Origin of the sequence: Halomonas alkaliantarctica (assembly GCF_029854215.1) — a bacterium.
In the GTDB taxonomy this organism is placed as follows: Bacteria; Pseudomonadota; Gammaproteobacteria; order Pseudomonadales; family Halomonadaceae; genus Vreelandella; species Vreelandella alkaliantarctica_A.
Genome location: NZ_CP122961.1, coordinates 3898846 through 3914706, shown reverse-complemented (window position 1 = coordinate 3914706; position 15861 = coordinate 3898846). Strand labels below are relative to the sequence as shown.

The 15861-nt window shown below is 54.8% G+C and carries 14 protein-coding genes; 9 read left to right on the top strand and 5 right to left on the bottom strand.

Features of this window, described 5'->3' with window-relative positions:
• Positions 1-13: 13 nt before the first annotated feature.
• The 3 genes from QEN58_RS17935 to QEN58_RS17925 are packed head-to-tail and all read right to left on the bottom strand — an operon-like array spanning position 14 to position 2970.
• Positions 14-1519 (bottom strand): tripartite tricarboxylate transporter permease, encoded by a 1506-nt coding sequence (locus QEN58_RS17935; protein WP_280104955.1) that lies wholly within the window; start codon positions 1517-1519, stop codon positions 14-16.
• Between the two features lie 12 nt (positions 1520-1531).
• The gene (locus QEN58_RS17930) at positions 1532-1981 is read right to left on the bottom strand and encodes a tripartite tricarboxylate transporter TctB family protein (RefSeq protein ID WP_280104954.1); all 450 of its coding nucleotides are present in this window, start codon (positions 1979-1981) and stop codon (positions 1532-1534) included.
• Positions 1978-2970: a Bug family tripartite tricarboxylate transporter substrate binding protein gene (locus QEN58_RS17925; RefSeq protein ID WP_280104953.1), complete on the bottom strand. Its 993-nt coding sequence runs from the start codon at positions 2968-2970 to the stop codon at positions 1978-1980. Before QEN58_RS17925 ends, QEN58_RS17930 begins: the two co-directional genes overlap by 4 nt.
• Before the next feature lie 139 nt (positions 2971-3109).
• Here QEN58_RS17925 and QEN58_RS17920 point away from each other — a divergent pair, with 139 nt between their 5' ends.
• Genes QEN58_RS17920 through QEN58_RS17910 form a run of 3 tightly spaced genes read left to right on the top strand, consistent with a single transcriptional unit; the run spans position 3110 to position 6215 of the window.
• On the top strand, positions 3110-3778 hold the full coding sequence (locus QEN58_RS17920) for a response regulator (RefSeq protein WP_280104952.1): 669 nt from the start codon (positions 3110-3112) through the stop codon (positions 3776-3778).
• 5 nt (positions 3779-3783) lie between these two features.
• Positions 3784-5172, top strand: a complete 1389-nt coding sequence (locus QEN58_RS17915; RefSeq protein WP_280106959.1) for a sensor histidine kinase — start codon at positions 3784-3786, stop codon at positions 5170-5172.
• Positions 5172-6215 carry an ABC transporter substrate-binding protein gene (locus tag QEN58_RS17910; RefSeq protein ID WP_280104951.1) on the top strand — a complete coding sequence of 348 codons (1044 nt, stop codon included), beginning with the start codon at positions 5172-5174 and terminating at the stop codon, positions 6213-6215. The genes QEN58_RS17915 and QEN58_RS17910 overlap by 1 nt, the downstream gene beginning before the upstream one ends.
• Positions 6216-6544: 329 nt before the next feature.
• Here the strand turns inward: QEN58_RS17910 and QEN58_RS17905 are convergent, their stop codons facing one another.
• Positions 6545-7468, bottom strand: a complete 924-nt coding sequence (locus QEN58_RS17905; protein WP_280104950.1) for a LysR family transcriptional regulator — start codon at positions 7466-7468, stop codon at positions 6545-6547.
• Positions 7469-7754: 286 nt separating this feature from the next.
• Here QEN58_RS17905 and QEN58_RS17900 point away from each other — a divergent pair, with 286 nt between their 5' ends.
• From QEN58_RS17900 to QEN58_RS17880, 5 genes are read left to right on the top strand one after another with little or no spacing between them, the layout of a single operon-like run.
• A complete protein-coding gene (locus tag QEN58_RS17900) occupies positions 7755-8720 on the top strand; it encodes a Bug family tripartite tricarboxylate transporter substrate binding protein (protein ID WP_280104949.1) in 966 nt (321 codons plus the stop codon).
• 59 nt (positions 8721-8779) lie between these two features.
• Entirely contained in the window at positions 8780-9283 is a 504-nt protein-coding gene (locus QEN58_RS17895) for a tripartite tricarboxylate transporter TctB family protein (RefSeq protein ID WP_280104948.1), read from the top strand.
• A gap of 28 nt (positions 9284-9311) precedes the next feature.
• Positions 9312-10784 (top strand): tripartite tricarboxylate transporter permease, encoded by a 1473-nt coding sequence (locus tag QEN58_RS17890; RefSeq protein ID WP_280104947.1) that lies wholly within the window; start codon positions 9312-9314, stop codon positions 10782-10784.
• A gap of 32 nt (positions 10785-10816) precedes the next feature.
• The gene (argE, locus tag QEN58_RS17885) at positions 10817-12007 is read left to right on the top strand and encodes an acetylornithine deacetylase (RefSeq protein ID WP_280104946.1); all 1191 of its coding nucleotides are present in this window, start codon (positions 10817-10819) and stop codon (positions 12005-12007) included.
• 11 nt (positions 12008-12018) lie between these two features.
• Positions 12019-13263 carry a Zn-dependent hydrolase gene (locus QEN58_RS17880; protein WP_280104945.1) on the top strand — a complete coding sequence of 415 codons (1245 nt, stop codon included), beginning with the start codon at positions 12019-12021 and terminating at the stop codon, positions 13261-13263.
• A gap of 209 nt (positions 13264-13472) precedes the next feature.
• On the opposite strand, the gene QEN58_RS17875 is transcribed toward QEN58_RS17880, so the two are convergent.
• On the bottom strand, positions 13473-14339 hold the full coding sequence (locus QEN58_RS17875) for a sensor domain-containing diguanylate cyclase (protein ID WP_280104944.1): 867 nt from the start codon (positions 14337-14339) through the stop codon (positions 13473-13475).
• A 184-nt stretch (positions 14340-14523) separates the two neighbouring features.
• Between QEN58_RS17875 and QEN58_RS17870 the strand changes: the two genes are divergently transcribed.
• Positions 14524-15810 (top strand): MFS transporter, encoded by a 1287-nt coding sequence (locus QEN58_RS17870; protein ID WP_280104943.1) that lies wholly within the window; start codon positions 14524-14526, stop codon positions 15808-15810.
• Positions 15811-15861 lie beyond the last annotated feature (51 nt).

Below are 15861 nucleotides of genomic sequence, written 5' to 3'. Positions count from 1 at the left end.
ACAAGAAGAGCCGTTAACCCGCGCTTAGCTTGCGGGCAGCCAATAGCTTCGGTATCAACCAGGGCAGTACCAATAGTAATACCGCCGCAACCCATAGCCCCAGTGAGATTCCCGATTGCCATAGAATCCCGACGTCGCCGCCGCTGATAGAGAGTGCACGGCGCAGGTTCTGCTCCATCAACCCTCCCAGCACGTAGCCGAGAATCACTGGCGCCAGGGAGAAGCCCAGCTTACGCAGCAAATACCCAAACACGCCGATGACCAGCATCAAGTAAATAGCAAATAGATCGGAGTGCAACTGATAGACGCCGACGAACGCCAGGATAGCAATGGCGGGTACGAGCACCCAGCGTGGAATAGTCAGTACCCGGGCGAATACACCCGCTAGCGGCAGGTTAAGCATCAGCAATACGATATTGCCAATATAAAGCGATGCGATAAGACCACCCGCCACTTCAGGCCGCTCGGTAAACATCATGGGCCCAGGGGTGATGTTATAAAGCATCAATGCACCCAGCAATACCGCGGTTGTACCGGAACCGGGAATGCCTAAGGTTAGCATGGGCACAAAAGAACCTACAGCGGCCGCGTTGTTGGCCGACTCCGGCGCAGCCAGCCCGCGCATATCACCGGTGCCAAAGGTATTGTCCTTGTCGGAAAGACGCTTTTCAGTGGTGTAAGAGACGGCGCCAGCAACAGAGGCGCCGGTACCGGGGAGGACGCCGATGATAAAGCCAATCAGACCCGAGCGGATGATGGCGCCCTTACATGCCAGCACTTCCTTGAGGCTAACAAAAACACGCCCAAGTGGCGGCAGCTCGCCATCGTTATCGGTGCTGTGGGAATTTTCGAGCATCAGCAGAATTTCGCTGATAGCGAAGAGACCAATAATCATCACGACAAAGTCGATGCCGTCATAGAGCTCGGGCATGCCGAGGGTATAGCGCAGTACGCCGCTGCCGGAATCAATGCCCACGGTGCCAATCAGGACACCCAGTACGGCACCAATCGCGGTCTTGATTGGATCCTTGCCCATCATCACCGACATGGAAGAAAACGCGAATATCATGAGCGCAAAGAATTCCGCCGGGCCGAACATCACCGCCACATTTGCCAGGAGCGGTGCAAACAACGTCAGGCCAATAATGGCTATGGTCGCGCCGATGAATGAGCTCACTGCTGAAAGCCCTAGGGCGGGGCCCGCAAGTCCTTTCTGTGCCAGCGGGTAGCCATCGAGAGTGGTCATGACCGCCCCCGCATCGCCAGGCACATTGAGCAGAATGCTCGACATGCGGCCGCCATATTCGGCGCCGGTATAAACCGCGGCCAGCAAGATCAGTGATGACTCGGCAGGCAAGCCAAGGGTATAGGCAAGCGGCATCAGAATGGCGATGCCATTGATCGGGCCGATACCCGGCAAGGCCCCAAATAGGGTGCCAAGCAAGGCGCCAAGGAGAGCCAGCCCCAGGTTGAGAGGGGTCAGCGCAACACCGAACCCATCGATAAGGAAATCGAACATCTTAGCGATCCTTTAAAGGAAGGTATCGAACCAGTAGCCAGAAGGCAGGCTGATCCCGAGGGCGGTGGTGAACAGAAAATAGCCGATAACCGACATGATGACGCCGGTGATCAGTGCTTTACCCCAGGTCGCATCAAAGAGTCGCGCCAAGGCCGTCACCACTAGCAGCGATGAGACGATAAACCCAAGCTGTGTGAAAAAAACCGCATAGCCCAACAGCAAAGCCAGCACCAGTAACAACTTAAGCGCCAGTGCTTTGTGGGGCCATGGACCGTTGGGGCCCGGTCTGAAAATCATCACCAGTGAGAGTATTGTCAGCAGAATTGACAGCCCTACCGGGAAGGCCTTGGGGCCTACGGGTTCGTAGCTAAAGGGCATTTCCAGTTGCACGGCCTGGACGGCGATAAACGCCGCCAGACCGATTAGTGCAATGCCCAGCACTCGGTCGGCGGCGATCTTCATTGGGTCAGACCTACTTCTTCTGCCAGCCCTTTAAACTCAGTGACCTGTTCTTGAACGTAGCTGTCAAAATCCTCACCGAAGCGAGACATTGGGAACAGGCCCCGTGCCTCACGTAGTTCGGCGAATACCGGATCCTCTGCCAACTGCTGCATGCGTTCAACCCAGGCTTGATAGGCTTCATCGCTGACTTCCGGGCCCATGTAATAGCCACGCCAAATCGGCCACTCCACGTCGTAGCCCTGTTCGGCTGCAGTTGGAATATCGGCGTAGGGGCCGCCCATCCGCTCTTCGGAAAGAGCCGCCAGGACGCGGATTTTGCCACCCTCAAGCTGAGACCTAAGTTCTGACAGATCGCCAGTGAACACCTGAATGTGGTCGCCTAACAGTGCTGCTAGTGCCTCACCGCCACCCTCGAAGGCCACGTAACGAAGGTCTCTGGGCGACATATCCCCGGATTTGGCGATCAGCGCTGCCTTCATCCAATCCTGGCTACCTACTGTGCCACCGGCACCGAAGGCGATCTCGTTGGGATTTTCTTTCAGGGCGGTCATCAGCTCGTCTAGGCTCTGCCACGGTGCATCGGCACTGACGACAATCGCGCCATAGTCGACGCCCAGGGCGCCTAGCCAGCGAACCTCGTCAGCGTCGTACTCGCCAAACTTGCCTAGCGCCAGGTTCACGGCAGCACCAGTACTGGCCGCTACAATAAGGCTGGGATCATCAGTACGCACACCGTTAACATGGTTGTAAGCCACCGCACCAATGCCGCCGGGCATGTAGCTAACCATCATCGGCTTATTTATCAGCCCCGTTTCTTGGAGGCCATTGGCGGCTAGTCGACATGTCAAATCGTAGCCACCGCCGGGTTTGGCGGGCGCGATACATTCGGTAGAGTCGGGAATGGCTTGAGCCTGAGCTTGGCCGATAAGCAATGCGCTGCCCATTAAAGCAAGGCCAGAGGCGTAGCGTAGGGTTGAGTTGATCTTCATGACGAACTCCTGTTCTCTTGTTGTATTCGGGGGCAGGAAGGCCCGAACCCGGTCATACTAAGATGACCAGCGCAATGTTAGGCAGGCAACCTTTCATCAACCTGTCATTTCCCTTATTACCCCTTGAGACTTTAGTCATATGCGCCTAATCATTGTTGAAGACGATCCGATGATCGCTCGCTCGCTTTACAATGCATTATCACCGCTGGGTAATAGCGTCGACATTTTTGCCCATGTGAGAGACGCGCGAGCGGCGCTGCACAATGGCCACTTTGATCTGATCCTGCTTGACCTGGGGCTGCCTGACGGAAATGGTCTCGAGTTGCTGAGTGAATTGCGTGATCGAGGTGATCGGACGCCCGTGTTGATCCTGACCGCTAGAGACGGCATTGACGACCGAGTCCGCGGCCTTGATCTAGGCGCGGATGACTACCTCGCCAAACCGTTTTCACTGGTGGAGCTTGAAGCCCGGGTACGCGCCTTGCTAAGGCGCAGCCAGCAGCGTAGCGATAACCGTCTGGCGTTGGGCCCTTTGTGTCTTGATCCCATTGCTGGCGCTGCCACGCTCGATGGGGTAAAACTCGAATTACCTCGCTGTGAGCTACGCTTGCTTGAAGGGCTCCTGCTACATGCAGGCAATATCGCCCCCCGCGAGATGCTGGAAGGGCGAGTGTTTAGCTTCCGTGAGGTAGGTTCTAATGCGCTTGAGGTTTACGTCAGCCGGTTACGCAAGCGTCTTAAGGGGAGCGGTTTGCATATCCGCACGTTTCGTGGCCTTGGCTATCGACTCGAGGAAGCGTCGACTTGACCCAAGTGATCGGCACGTTAAAGGCGCGCTTGGCTGTCTGGTTGCTGGTCATGGTGTCTGGGCTGGGTACGTTGTTGCTGATGGAAGCTTATTATTCCACTCAGCGCGCGGCCGAGCGTGCTTTTGATAGCCAGCTAGAAGCGGCTGCGCTGACGACTGCCGACTCGGTGCAATGGGAAGGCAGCGACCCCGTCGTCAGGATTCCTCCCGCCGCCCTGCAAATTCTGGCCACTTCCCACCAGGAACGGGTCTTCTACGCTGTGCTCGACCATAACGGACGGCGCATTTCGGCCAATCTGGCTATCTCCATACCCTCGGCCGGTCTTGAAGCAGCGGCCATCGAGCCAACCTGGCTTGACCTGACGCAGGTGGGCACTCGCTGGCGGCTGCATGGCCGCGAATACGACTCGGCGGGATGGGACATTCAAGACCCGGTGCAAATCTGGGTGGGCCATACGATGAGTGGACGTCAGGTATTAGCCAATGAACTATTTGAACGCGCGATCATTCGTTTTGTCGCCATGGTACTGCTGGCGGGCATACTGATGCTGTTGGCAATGCGGGTTGCACTAAAACCGATGCGCCAGTTGCGCCACCGGTTAAGGCGACGTCAAGCCGATGATATGCGGCCACTCAATGCTAAGGTGCCAGAAGAATTGCGTGAAATGGTCGAGGCGCTGGATACCCTGTTTACCCGACAGCGCGAGAGCCGCGATAACCTGCTGCGCTTCACGGCCGATGCCAGCCATCAGCTCAAAACTCCGCTAGCCGGCCTACAAAGTACCAGTGAGTTAGCCCTGCAAAGCCGCGACCCCGATGAGTGGTATCGTGCCCTTTCAGACGTACATGATGGCGCAGAGCGCACCAGCCGCTTGGCCGGTCAGCTACTCAGTCTTGCGCGCCTTCGCCATGTGGAAGAGGCCGAAGAATGCTTGCCGCTCGATTTAAGAAAGACGCTACACGACAGCGTGCTCGAATGGGCCCAGCGCGAGGTGGCCATGCAGCATGACCTAGGTCTGGCTGAACTGCCCGCCGAGCCTATGATCATACATGGGCAAGCGTGGGCGCTGCACGAGCTACTGGGCAACCTGATCGACAACGCACTGCGCTATACCCCTCCGGGTAGCGAAATCACGCTGGGACTAAACGCTATCGGCAATCACATCATGCTTTATATCGAGGATACCGGGCCTGGGGTCGATCCAGAGATACGTCACCGGTTGTTGCAACCCTTCGAGCGCGCAGGGCGCCAGGATACACACGGCTCAGGCCTGGGTCTGGCTATCGTAGATACCATCGCGCAACGCCACGCGGCTAAGCTTCAGGTCAAAGAACGTCCGCCACATGGACTGCGCATTGAAGTGCATTTTCAGGCGGCGGGGGAGGAAAGCTGATGCAACGCTTATGGCTAACGGCTGTGCTGGTGATGTGCTTTTTTTCGTCTTCTCAGGGTCTAGCAGCGACACCCTTGGTGGTAGAAGCCGCCTTGGATAGACAGGTGGTCGCGCCGCTGTTAGCTGCTTTCGAGCAGGCCCATCCGGGTATTGAACTGAGCTACCGGGACCGAAGCACGCTGGAGGTGGATGCCTTGACGGCGGCGGCTGATCCACCCCCCGACGTAGTGATTAGTTCAGCCATGCCTTGGCAGATGAACCGCGTCAATCAGGGGTATGCCCAACGGCTGGATTCTGAACTGGCCAATGAATGGCCCGAATGGGCGAAATGGCGTAACGAGGTGTTTGGGTTTACCTTCGAGCCGATTGTCATGGCTTACCGGCTTGATTTAGCCCGCCACATGTTGCCGCCGCAAACCCATGCAGATCTGCACAATTTGCTGAGTGCTCAGCGTGACACTTTACAAGGCAAGGTAACCACCTACTCGCCCTCAAAAAGCGGCATCGGCTACACGTTATTTCAGCAAGATGCACGCTATACAGACAGGTTCTGGGATCTGGTCACCGCATTAGGCGATGCCGATGCTCACCTCGAATCCAATACCCGCTCAATGCTGGAAGGGCTTTCAGAGGGGCGTTATTGGCTGGGTTATAATCTGCTGGGCTCCTATGCAATGGTGTGGGCCCAGGAGCATCCCGAGGTGATCGTGCAGGTGCCCCAGGACTATGCTTTAGTCGTGATGCGGACCGGCTTTATCCATCGTGACGCGCCACATCCTCGTGCTGCGCAAGCTTTTATGAACTTCCTGCTCAGTCGCGACGGTCAGCGTGTGTTGGCGGCTCAAACCCCGCTTTTCAGCGTGCGGCCCGATATTGTCGGGCCCTACACTGCTCAACGTCTCCGCGATCAAGTTGGCGACCGCCTCTATCCCATCCCGCTTAACGCCTCGGTGCTTGCTTTCGTTGATCCTCAGCGCCGCGATGCTTTCATGGCTCGATGGCAACGTGAATTTAATCGCTATAAAGGGGGTAATGACGATTAGGCATTACAATATATAGGATAAATTAATCCCCAAACTCGCTAAAGATTCTTTTAAATATATGATTTATTAGGATGTCGTTTTTAGATCCAGGATGCTGGCGAGTTACTTTAGCGATAGTGACAACCACGGCAGTGAGAGCAAGCTTTTGGTTTCTAAACGATTGTCTATTTTTTAGTAAATAACTCTTAAATAATGTTTTCTAAAAACAAAATATAATGCCGCCAATTAGCTGATGCTGCAGGGATTCTGTCAATCCAGGAACTTATGAAACTATCAGCGCACTTGCCCTTGCACTACAGCTAAACAGCTATGTGAAACCAATAGATTCATTAAATAAGTTGTCTTTCTTGCAAAACACCGATGTTTATTAGGTTAGCAATTTCTTGATGTACCTCATCGTAAAAGGCAGCCGAAACATTACTCAGCGGTCTGCGTTTAGACGTAAGTAACGCAATCTCCCATTCGATACTTGGATCCAGGGGCCTTGAGATTACATTAGTACCCGGCAGCAGCAGCTCCGCAATGGGGTCAATAACGGCAATGCCGACCCCCCGGTCGACCAGCGCACAGACCCCACGCATGGGACGAATTTCGGCCGCAATCTTCCTCTTTATGTCAATGGTTTGCATGATGTAATCGACCCTGGATCGCAGTGGGCTGTCGGGCATTAACTCGACGAACGTCTGATTTTGTAGGCTTTTGATCGGCACTGTTTTCTGTTTGGCTAGAGGGTGCTTGCGATGCATGATGCAACGAGCTGAACAGCGTGCCAGGCTGGTGACACTGGCGCCGTAGGTGTCGGCTTCCAGTGTAATGCCCAGGGCCATATCGCAAGTATTGTTGTCGATCATCTTGAGTAGTTCCTGCATTCCGACATCGACCAGCCGAACGCCAACGTTCGGGTGGCGCTCCTTGAAGCGTTTGACCACATCGAGCAAAAACGTATCGCAGAAGAGCGGTTGTGCAGCGATCACCACATTGCCCATTTGGTTATTAGCGATAGCTTCGGCATCTTTCTGGGTATCGCGAATGCTTGAGATTAAGCGTAGCGCCGAGTCATGAAAGGCGAACGCTTCAGCGGTCGGTTCAATCTGATTGCGCGTTCGCTTGAATAGGGTGAAGCCAACCTCTTCCTCAAGCCCCGTGAGAAGGCGGCTGACCATCGATTGGCTAATCGCCATTGCATCGGCGGCGGCCTTGGTAGTGCCGTGCTTCATGAACGCATCAAAGGCTTCGACCTCTTTAAGTTTCATTTCTTCTCCCAACTCCTTTAAGACCGCTCCAAACATTGTTGGCGCTCGTTAATTTTACTTACTAAGCACACCTTCTTAAGCCACCACACTTCACTTTCTTCAAAAGCAAATCGCTCTCAAATGGGGCGTACTGGCATGCAGCTTTGCTACATGACTAGAACCATTATGCATACTAAAGCGATTTATTGAAATATTATTCATAGCTTCCTATACTGAAAATGTTCGTATGGCGTGGCGCACTGATGCGCTATACGAAGTGAAAGATACAATAATCGAGGAGACAGGAATGAAACGCATCTTGAACTTCGCCGCCGTGAGTCTGATGGTGACTTGTACGGCCCATGCCCAAAGCTACCCGACTGAAGCCGTTACTCTGGTAGTGCCCTATGGCCCTGGTGGTGCTTCCGACCTCGCTGGCCGTGCGTTGGCTGAGTCCGCTCGGGAGTTCCTCGGCGAGCCGATTACAGTGTCAAACCAATCTGGTGCTGGCGGTATGTCTGGTGCCCGGGCTGTATCGGAGGCCGAGCCCGATGGTTACACCCTGTTGCTGGCTCGCGTGGGTATGGCGCTGTCACCCGCGGTGAATGCTAACAGTAGCGTCGATTGGGACGAGTACACCTTCCTGGGTCCGTTGGAAGCCACACCGATGATTCTAGCGGTGGCCGAAGACTCTCCCTACGAGAGTGTTGAGGAATTGCTCGAAGGAATCGAGAGCAATCCAGGTGCCATGGCCTATGCGGCTTCCGGCGCGACCGCGATTGATGGCTTTACCGTGCAGACGCTGCTTTCCGATGCCGGCATGGATCCGCTCACTGCGGCTACGCTGGTGCCGTTCCGTGGAGGTGGTGCTTTGGCTACCGCGTTGCTCGGCGGGCATGTTGATTTCTTGGCCATCGCTGCCGGGTCACTCATGCCGCACATTGAGAGCGGTGATATGCGCCCACTGATGGTCTACTCACCTGAGCGCATGGACTCGCTGCCTGATGTCCCGACGGCTGAAGAGCTAGGCTATGAACTGGCCGGTCAAGTGGTTGGCTGGAGCGCGCTGTATGGCCCGCCCAACCTGCCGGATGAGGTAGTGACCACGTGGGAAGGCGTATTAGAAGAGGTCGCGGAGAGCGATAGTTGGCTGAGCCGCGCTGAAGACCGTGGTTCGATCTCCACTATCGGCAGTGTCGATATGTCGACTTATGCCAAGGAACAGTATGAGTTCTATCGTAATCTTGCCGAAGAGTTTGGCTACCTGGAGTGATCAGTGGCGGAGAAAAGACATCCGGCTGATAAAACTATAACAAGCATCGGGAGGGGCATATGGGTATTACACGCGGCGTGATGGTAACGGTGCTGTTTGGGATTGTGCTGTTTGTGATGATTCCTATCTATGTGCCCCGCCCCAGCTTCATTCCCGGGTTTGCACCACCCCCGGATATGTGGCCGCGGGTAGTCTCGATGCTTGGAATGGTGCTCGGCCTACTGTTGCTTGGCCTGTCGCTATCGAAGAAAACCGAGGCAATCGCCGACCCTGACTCGGCCAGTGAGATCCGTGGCAATACACCATTAAGGACATTGCTGGCACGTTTCGGCTTGGCAGTACTGGCTTTCGCGGTGTTCGTGATTGCTGTCGAGCTGCTTGGCTTTCTTCTGGCCTGTATCTTACTTCTTGGGGCGGTACTCGTAATGACAGGCTACTGGCGCCATAAATGGATATCGCTGAGCGTTGCCGTGGTGCTCCCGCTTTTGCTCTATCTGTTCTTCTCCAACGCGCTCAATACGCGCTTCCCTGCCGGCACTTTGCTTAGAGCGTTTGGCCTCTAACGCACCGCGCATTACAGGAACCATCACCATGCTCAATGACCTGTTGATTGCCTTTCAGGCAGTCGCAACGATCGAAAATTTCCTGATCATGGCCGCGGGTATCTGGGGCGGCGTGATCATCGGAGCCATCCCTGGCATGACTGGGACTATGGCCGTAACGCTGGCGCTGCCATTCACCTTTTATATGCAACCAATCCCCAGCATTCTGCTGCTGGTCGCGCTCTATAAGGGGTCGACTTACGGCGGCTCTGTTTCAGCGATTCTAATCAAGACACCCGGTACCGCCTCAGCAGCTTGTACCACCTTGGATGGTTACCCGCTAGCCCGCCAGGGTAAGGCTGGCAAAGCACTTAACATGGCGCTCTACTCGTCGTGTATGGGCGACTTTATTTCTAACATCTCGTTGATCTTTATTGCTGCACCACTTGCCCTACTTGCATTGCGAATCGGACCGCCTGAGTACTTTATGCTAATGGTGTTCGCGCTGACTACGGTGTCCGGCGTCTCGGGGCGCTCGCTTATTCTGGGTCTAGTATCTGCTTGCCTGGGACTGCTGTTAGCCACCGTTGGCGAGGATATGTACGGCTCCTTCCGTTTCGATCTCACTTTGGATATGCGGGGTGGACTAGCCGTGGCTCCGGTGTTGATTGGGCTGTTCGCGATTCCCGAGCTGCTCAAAATAGTGGTATTTCGCAATACGGGGACCCAGAAGGCCATGCAATTGGGCGACAATCGGGTTACCCGTGAGGAATTTCGCCGTTCTCTAAAATCAATGCTTAAAGGCAGCATGATTGGTGTGGTCATGGGGGCAATTCCCGGTATTGGACCCTCAGCGGCGGCGTTTTCTTCCTATGGGGAGGCACAGCGCAGCTCCAAGAACGGCGAAAATTTTGGTAAAGGCGAGATCGAGGGCATTGCCGCTTCTGAGTCAGCTAATAATGGCTGCTGCGGCTCGACCATGATCCCGCTTCTTGCCTTGGGCGTGCCAGGTGATGTGATCACCGGGGTGATGTTGGGCGCCTTTATGATCCACGGCCTGACACCGGGGCCTATGCTGTTTGAGACCAACCTCCACGAGGTCTACATGTTATTTATTGGCATGCTGTTCTCGTCGGTACTGCTGTTCGGCGCTGGCAAAGCCACTATGCGCTTTTTCTCGCACATTTCGCGGATTCCTCCGGGGCTAATGGCACCCATCGTGCTGATTCTGTGCCTATTTGGCATCTTCTCGATTTCCAACAGTATGTACGACGTCATCGTGCTACTGGCCATGGGCGTGTTCGGATTCTTCATGTTCTTGTTCGCAATCCCAGCCGCACCGTTTTTGATTGCCTTTATCCTGGGGCCAATGTTGGAGGAGAACCTCCGCCGTGCCCTTGCCATGTCCAGAGGAGATCCGAGCATTCTGGTTTCATCACCCATTACCTGGCTGTTCGCCTCGCTGGCGGTATTCGTAATCGTGATTACGGTTCGCCAGCAGCTTATGAAAGCCAAGGCCTGATTCCTCTCACTTTCTAACAAGGATTAGACGTTATGTCTGCCAGCGCCCAGCGCCAAGATCATCCTCGTCTTGCATCTGCCGTTTCTTATCTTGACGAGCTGATCGGCTTTGATACGACGAGTGCCAATTCTAATCTCGACATTATTGCGTACTTGAAGCGTTACTTTGACGAGCTAGGTATGGAAACCACGGTGCTTTATGACACAAGTGGCGAAAAAGCCAACCTGATCGCCAGAATTGGTCCAAAGGATGTGCCTGGTATCGTACTTTCCGGGCATACCGATGTGGTGCCGGCTAACCCTGACCGTTGGTCAAGCGCTCCTTTCGATATGGAGCAGCGGGGTAGTCGGTTATACGGGCGCGGTAGTTGTGACATGAAGGGCTTTGCAGCTTGTGTAATGGCGGCGGCGCCGGCACTGATACAGGGACCACTGAAGCGTCCCTTCTATTTCTGTTTCTCCCATGACGAGGAAGTGGGCTGTCTGGGTGCTCCGGCAATAGCGAAGCACCTGGCTGAGTTGGAGGTTCCACCAGGCCTAGCGATCATCGGCGAGCCTAGCGAAATGCATCTGATCAACGGCCAGAAGGGAAAAATTGCTATGCAGGTCACGGTGCGAGGCGAGGGGGGGCATTCTTCCTTTTCGCCACAGCACGTCAATGCCGTGGAATATGCGTCACGTATTATCGCCATGATCAGTGACCGATCACGACGATACGAGCGCGAGGGGCCGTTCGACCATGACTTCAGCGTTCCCCATGCCACTGCGTTGGCTACTTTGATCAACGGTGGGGTGGCGACCAATGTGACGCCTGATACATGCGAGTTTGTTTTCGAGCTCCGGAGTATCGACCAGCAGGCTGCTTGGGTCGATATGCAAGCGTTAATTGACGAGGTGGAGGCAACTTTGTTGCCAGAGATGCGGCAAGTCTCTTCAGCAGCTGGCATCGAGTGGCAGGAGCGTTTTTCTTACCCCGCTATGGACGATGCCACTGGCAGCGAGTTATTTCAGCGCCTTGAGCCAATTTTGCCTCCGCGTGGCGGCAAGGTCTCTTATGGTTCCGAGGGCGGTGTGTTCGAGATTGACGGCGGCATTCCATCCGTGATCATTGGCCCGGGCTCTATCCGCCAGGCACACAAGCCCGATGAATTCATCGAAATTGATCAATTGACCCAGTGTCTTGAATTCTTCGACACCCTTGGTGACTGGATGACACGCGGATAAGGAAGCTATTTATGGCCATCAACGGCGAACGCCTGTGGCAGAACCTCGAGGCGCTGTCGACGATTACCGACCCTGACCAACCTTGGACACGCCGTGCCTTCACGGACCGCTATCAGGAAGGGCGTGACTGGCTCAAATGTGCCATGCAGTCCGCTGGTCTCGCTACTCGACTAGACGATGCAGGCAATCTGATTGGCACTCTGCCCGGCAGTGAGCCTGCGCTAGCGCCTCTGGTTTTAGGAAGCCATATCGATACAGTACCCAGTGGTGGGCGCTATGACGGAATCCTCGGCGTTCTCGCTGGCCTTGAAGCTGTGCAGAGCCTAGCAGAATCGAGAATTCAATTGCGTCATGATGTTGAGGTGATCGACTTTCTCTCCGAGGAGCCCAGCGAGTACGGCATCTCATGCGTCGGTAGCCGCGGAATGGTGGGGGATCTTTCACACGAAATGCTCAATTTATGTGAGCCTGGCGGTGAGCGATTGGGAGATGCCATTCGTCGTATGGGTGGCACCCCGGAAGCCTTGAGTGCTCCATTGCGCAAGCAGGGTGATATTGCGGCTTTTTTGGAGTTGCACATCGAACAGGGACGCGTGCTGGAAGAGAACCACGTGCCCATAGGCGTCGTGAGTGATATCGTCGGTATTCACCGCTACGACATTGTAGTTTCTGGTCAGGCTGATCACGCAGGCACTACACCGATGGAGCTGCGTCGTGACGCACTGGCTGAAGCCGCAGGGTTGATCAAAGCCATTCAGCAATCAGCACTGGATCAGAGCACCGGCGACAATTACCTGGTAGCCACGGTGGGCCGCCTTAACGTCTTCCCCAATGCTACCAACGCAATTCCAGAGCGGGTTGAGATGGTACTTGAAGTACGTAGCAATGATTCTCATCTGCTCCAGAGCTTCTTTCATCCGATTCTCGATCAAGCAAAGCGCGATGCTTCAACGCTTGGTATTGAGATTGTCGCTACACCGCTTAGCGAGGGTCTTCCCACTCCTTGTGCAGAGCTCATTCAATCAAAGGTTTGGGAGGCCGCTCAAACCACCGGTTTGAAGGCCATGAGTTTAACCAGTGGTGCCGGTCATGACGCCGTCTATATGGCAAAAATCGCGCCGACTGGCATGCTGTTTGTTCCGTGCCATGAGGGTAGAAGCCATTGTCCGGAAGAAAGTATCACTCCACAGCAAGCAACCAACGGCTGCCAAGTGATTCAAGAAGCCCTAAAAAGCCTCGATAACGATTTAGGCTGAAATGTGGGTGCTTTCTGAATAACTGCCCGATATTTAAAGGTGTTGCCGAGTGACCTTACCCAGCAAGAGTGGGCACAGGTTTAAGCGATCATTCGGCTTCAACTACCTCTGGGCTGGTCATACCAATTCACTGTGCTTGCAGTTGCCTGTTGTCGATCTTGTCATGGTTCACCTCATCGTAGCGTATTACATTTTTGAGGTTTCCACTGTTACTGGGCAAGATCATGACTGCGCCTTTTGATCTGATACATATGGCTGTCTGCATGGTTTAACAAGGTATCGGCATCTCTGCCGTCGGCGGGATAGCAGGCCACGCCGATACTGCAGGTTGGCATTCTGACGTCGCCGAATTCAGCCCCGAGTGGCTCGTTCATTACCATTAGGATCTGCTCGACCTTTTCCTCAACGGCGTTCGTTGTCTTTATATCTGTTAACAGAATCGTGAATTCATCACCGCCCATGCGAGCGACCGTATCCGTCTCACGAACACAGCCTTCCAACCGTCTAGCTACCGTGCAGAGCACTCGGTCTCCCACCGCATGTCCATGAACATCATTAATGCCTTTGAAATCGTTAATATCCAGAAACAGTAACGCCAAGTTGCTCTGGTAGCGATGGGCCACGCTTAGGCCCGAGACTAGCCGATCATAGAATAGCGCTCGGTTAGTCAGTTTGGTCAGCGGGTCATGATGGGCGAGGTGGCGTAGTTCTTCTTCGGCCTGCATAAGGGCGGTCACATTTCGCGCGACACCGACCCGCACTCTCTCTTCCTCATACCAGCGGGCAGACCATAGGATGTGGACGATATTGCCATCTTTGCTGATATAACGATTGCGGAAATCGATATGGGGCTTGCCGTTCATCACCCGGACAATGGAGACCTTCGTGGCCGCTAGATCATCAGGGTGCATGTAGTGGGTGATCAGGGTGCCTATCAATTCGTCGGGAAAGTAACCGAGCAGTGACTCACAGGCATCACTCACAAAGATGATCTGGTTGTCTGCATCGACAACGAAGATCGTGTCCAGCATCAGATGAATCAGTTTGGGGTAAAGCGCTTGTAAGTCAACGGCCATAGGTGAGGAGGATCCGGTTAGCGTCTCTCGACTATAGAGCAATCGCAAAGGAGGGCGATAGCCATTATCTCGAAAACTACTTCGGTGGATGACCGTTGATCTGGATTGCTCATCACGAAGGTTGCTACGACAATGAGCTGAGCAGGCTTCTATTCATGCAGCAAGCGGCCGTGGAGGTGTCAATATGAAGACCTTGTCGAACATGGGGTTTGCCATTTTCGGTGCCGCGCTGGTCGCCATTAGTTACGGGCTGGCGCGTTTTGCATTTGGCCTGTTTGTACCTTCCATCAGCGCCGAGCTGGCACTCACACCCTATCTTATCGGGGTCATCGGGGCGCTTCCGTTTATCAGTTTCGTGCTGGCCACACTGGTAGCGCCGCTTGCTGCGCATCGACTCGGGGCGCGTAACCTGGCGGTGCTCTCGGGTGTGTTCGGCGTTGCTGGCCTGGGGCTGATCAGTCAGGCCTCGGACGCACTATCGCTCGGGGTGGGGGTATTTATCTGCGGGATTTGCACCGGGTTGATGATGCCCGCGCTCACCGCTGCCATGCAGGCGCTGGTGAGCCGGACGATGCACGGGCGAGTCAGCTCCATCATGAATGCAGGTACCAGCGTCGGTATTATCGTGGCGGTGCCGACGGTTGTATTTCTCTCTGATGCATGGCGCCTGACCTATACGATATTTGCGGTTCTGACCACTATGGGGGTCTTAGCGGCGTGGTATTTCATCCCTTCAGTGTCTCGAGTAATTCCAGCCAATGCGGCACCACCGCCGCCTATTACCCGGTTGCAGTGGTCGCGGCTCATTCGGCTTTCGCTGTTCGCCTTCGCCATGGGGTTTGTTTCTTCCCCTTACTGGCTTTTCGCTCCCGATCTGGTGGTTACCCTTGGGGCATTGCCCCCTGGTCAAACCGGCTGGCTTTGGTTCGCAGTCGGTATTGCGGGGCTTGGCGGTGCTGTGGTGAGTGATTTAGCCGACCGCAATAATCCTCCTATTACCCAGGCATTGATGTTGATGATGCTCTCTTCAAGCCTGGTATTGCTGGCCGCTAGCCCAAGCCAGCTAGTGCTGGCGATGTTTTCTGCGATGGTTTTTGGGCTTGCCTATATGAGCCTAACGGGGCTGTACTTAATGACCGGCATTCGGCTACTGCCGGGGCGTCTATCCATGGGGCCGGTGCTACCCTTTATGGCCTGTGCGCTTGGTCAGGCAGTGGGCTCTCCGGTGGTTGGCGTGCTGGTCGATGGATTTGGGTATGCGAATGCCTTTGCGATCTTCTCCGTGATAGGCATCCTGGTTGCGGTTTTATCGCCCATGTATCCGGGCCATATAGACTATTGGGCTGAGGAAGAAGAGCCACAGCCGCTACCGGCTGAAGATACCGGCCTTCAAGCAGCCTTCGATCATCAGCTGCTGGACGAAGATGGCGAACCTATTGAACCCGTTTCAGAAGAAACCGGTACGGCCTAATCGCTGTGTTGCAGTCATCCCGGCAACAACCCAGAGAAGGATAATGACTTG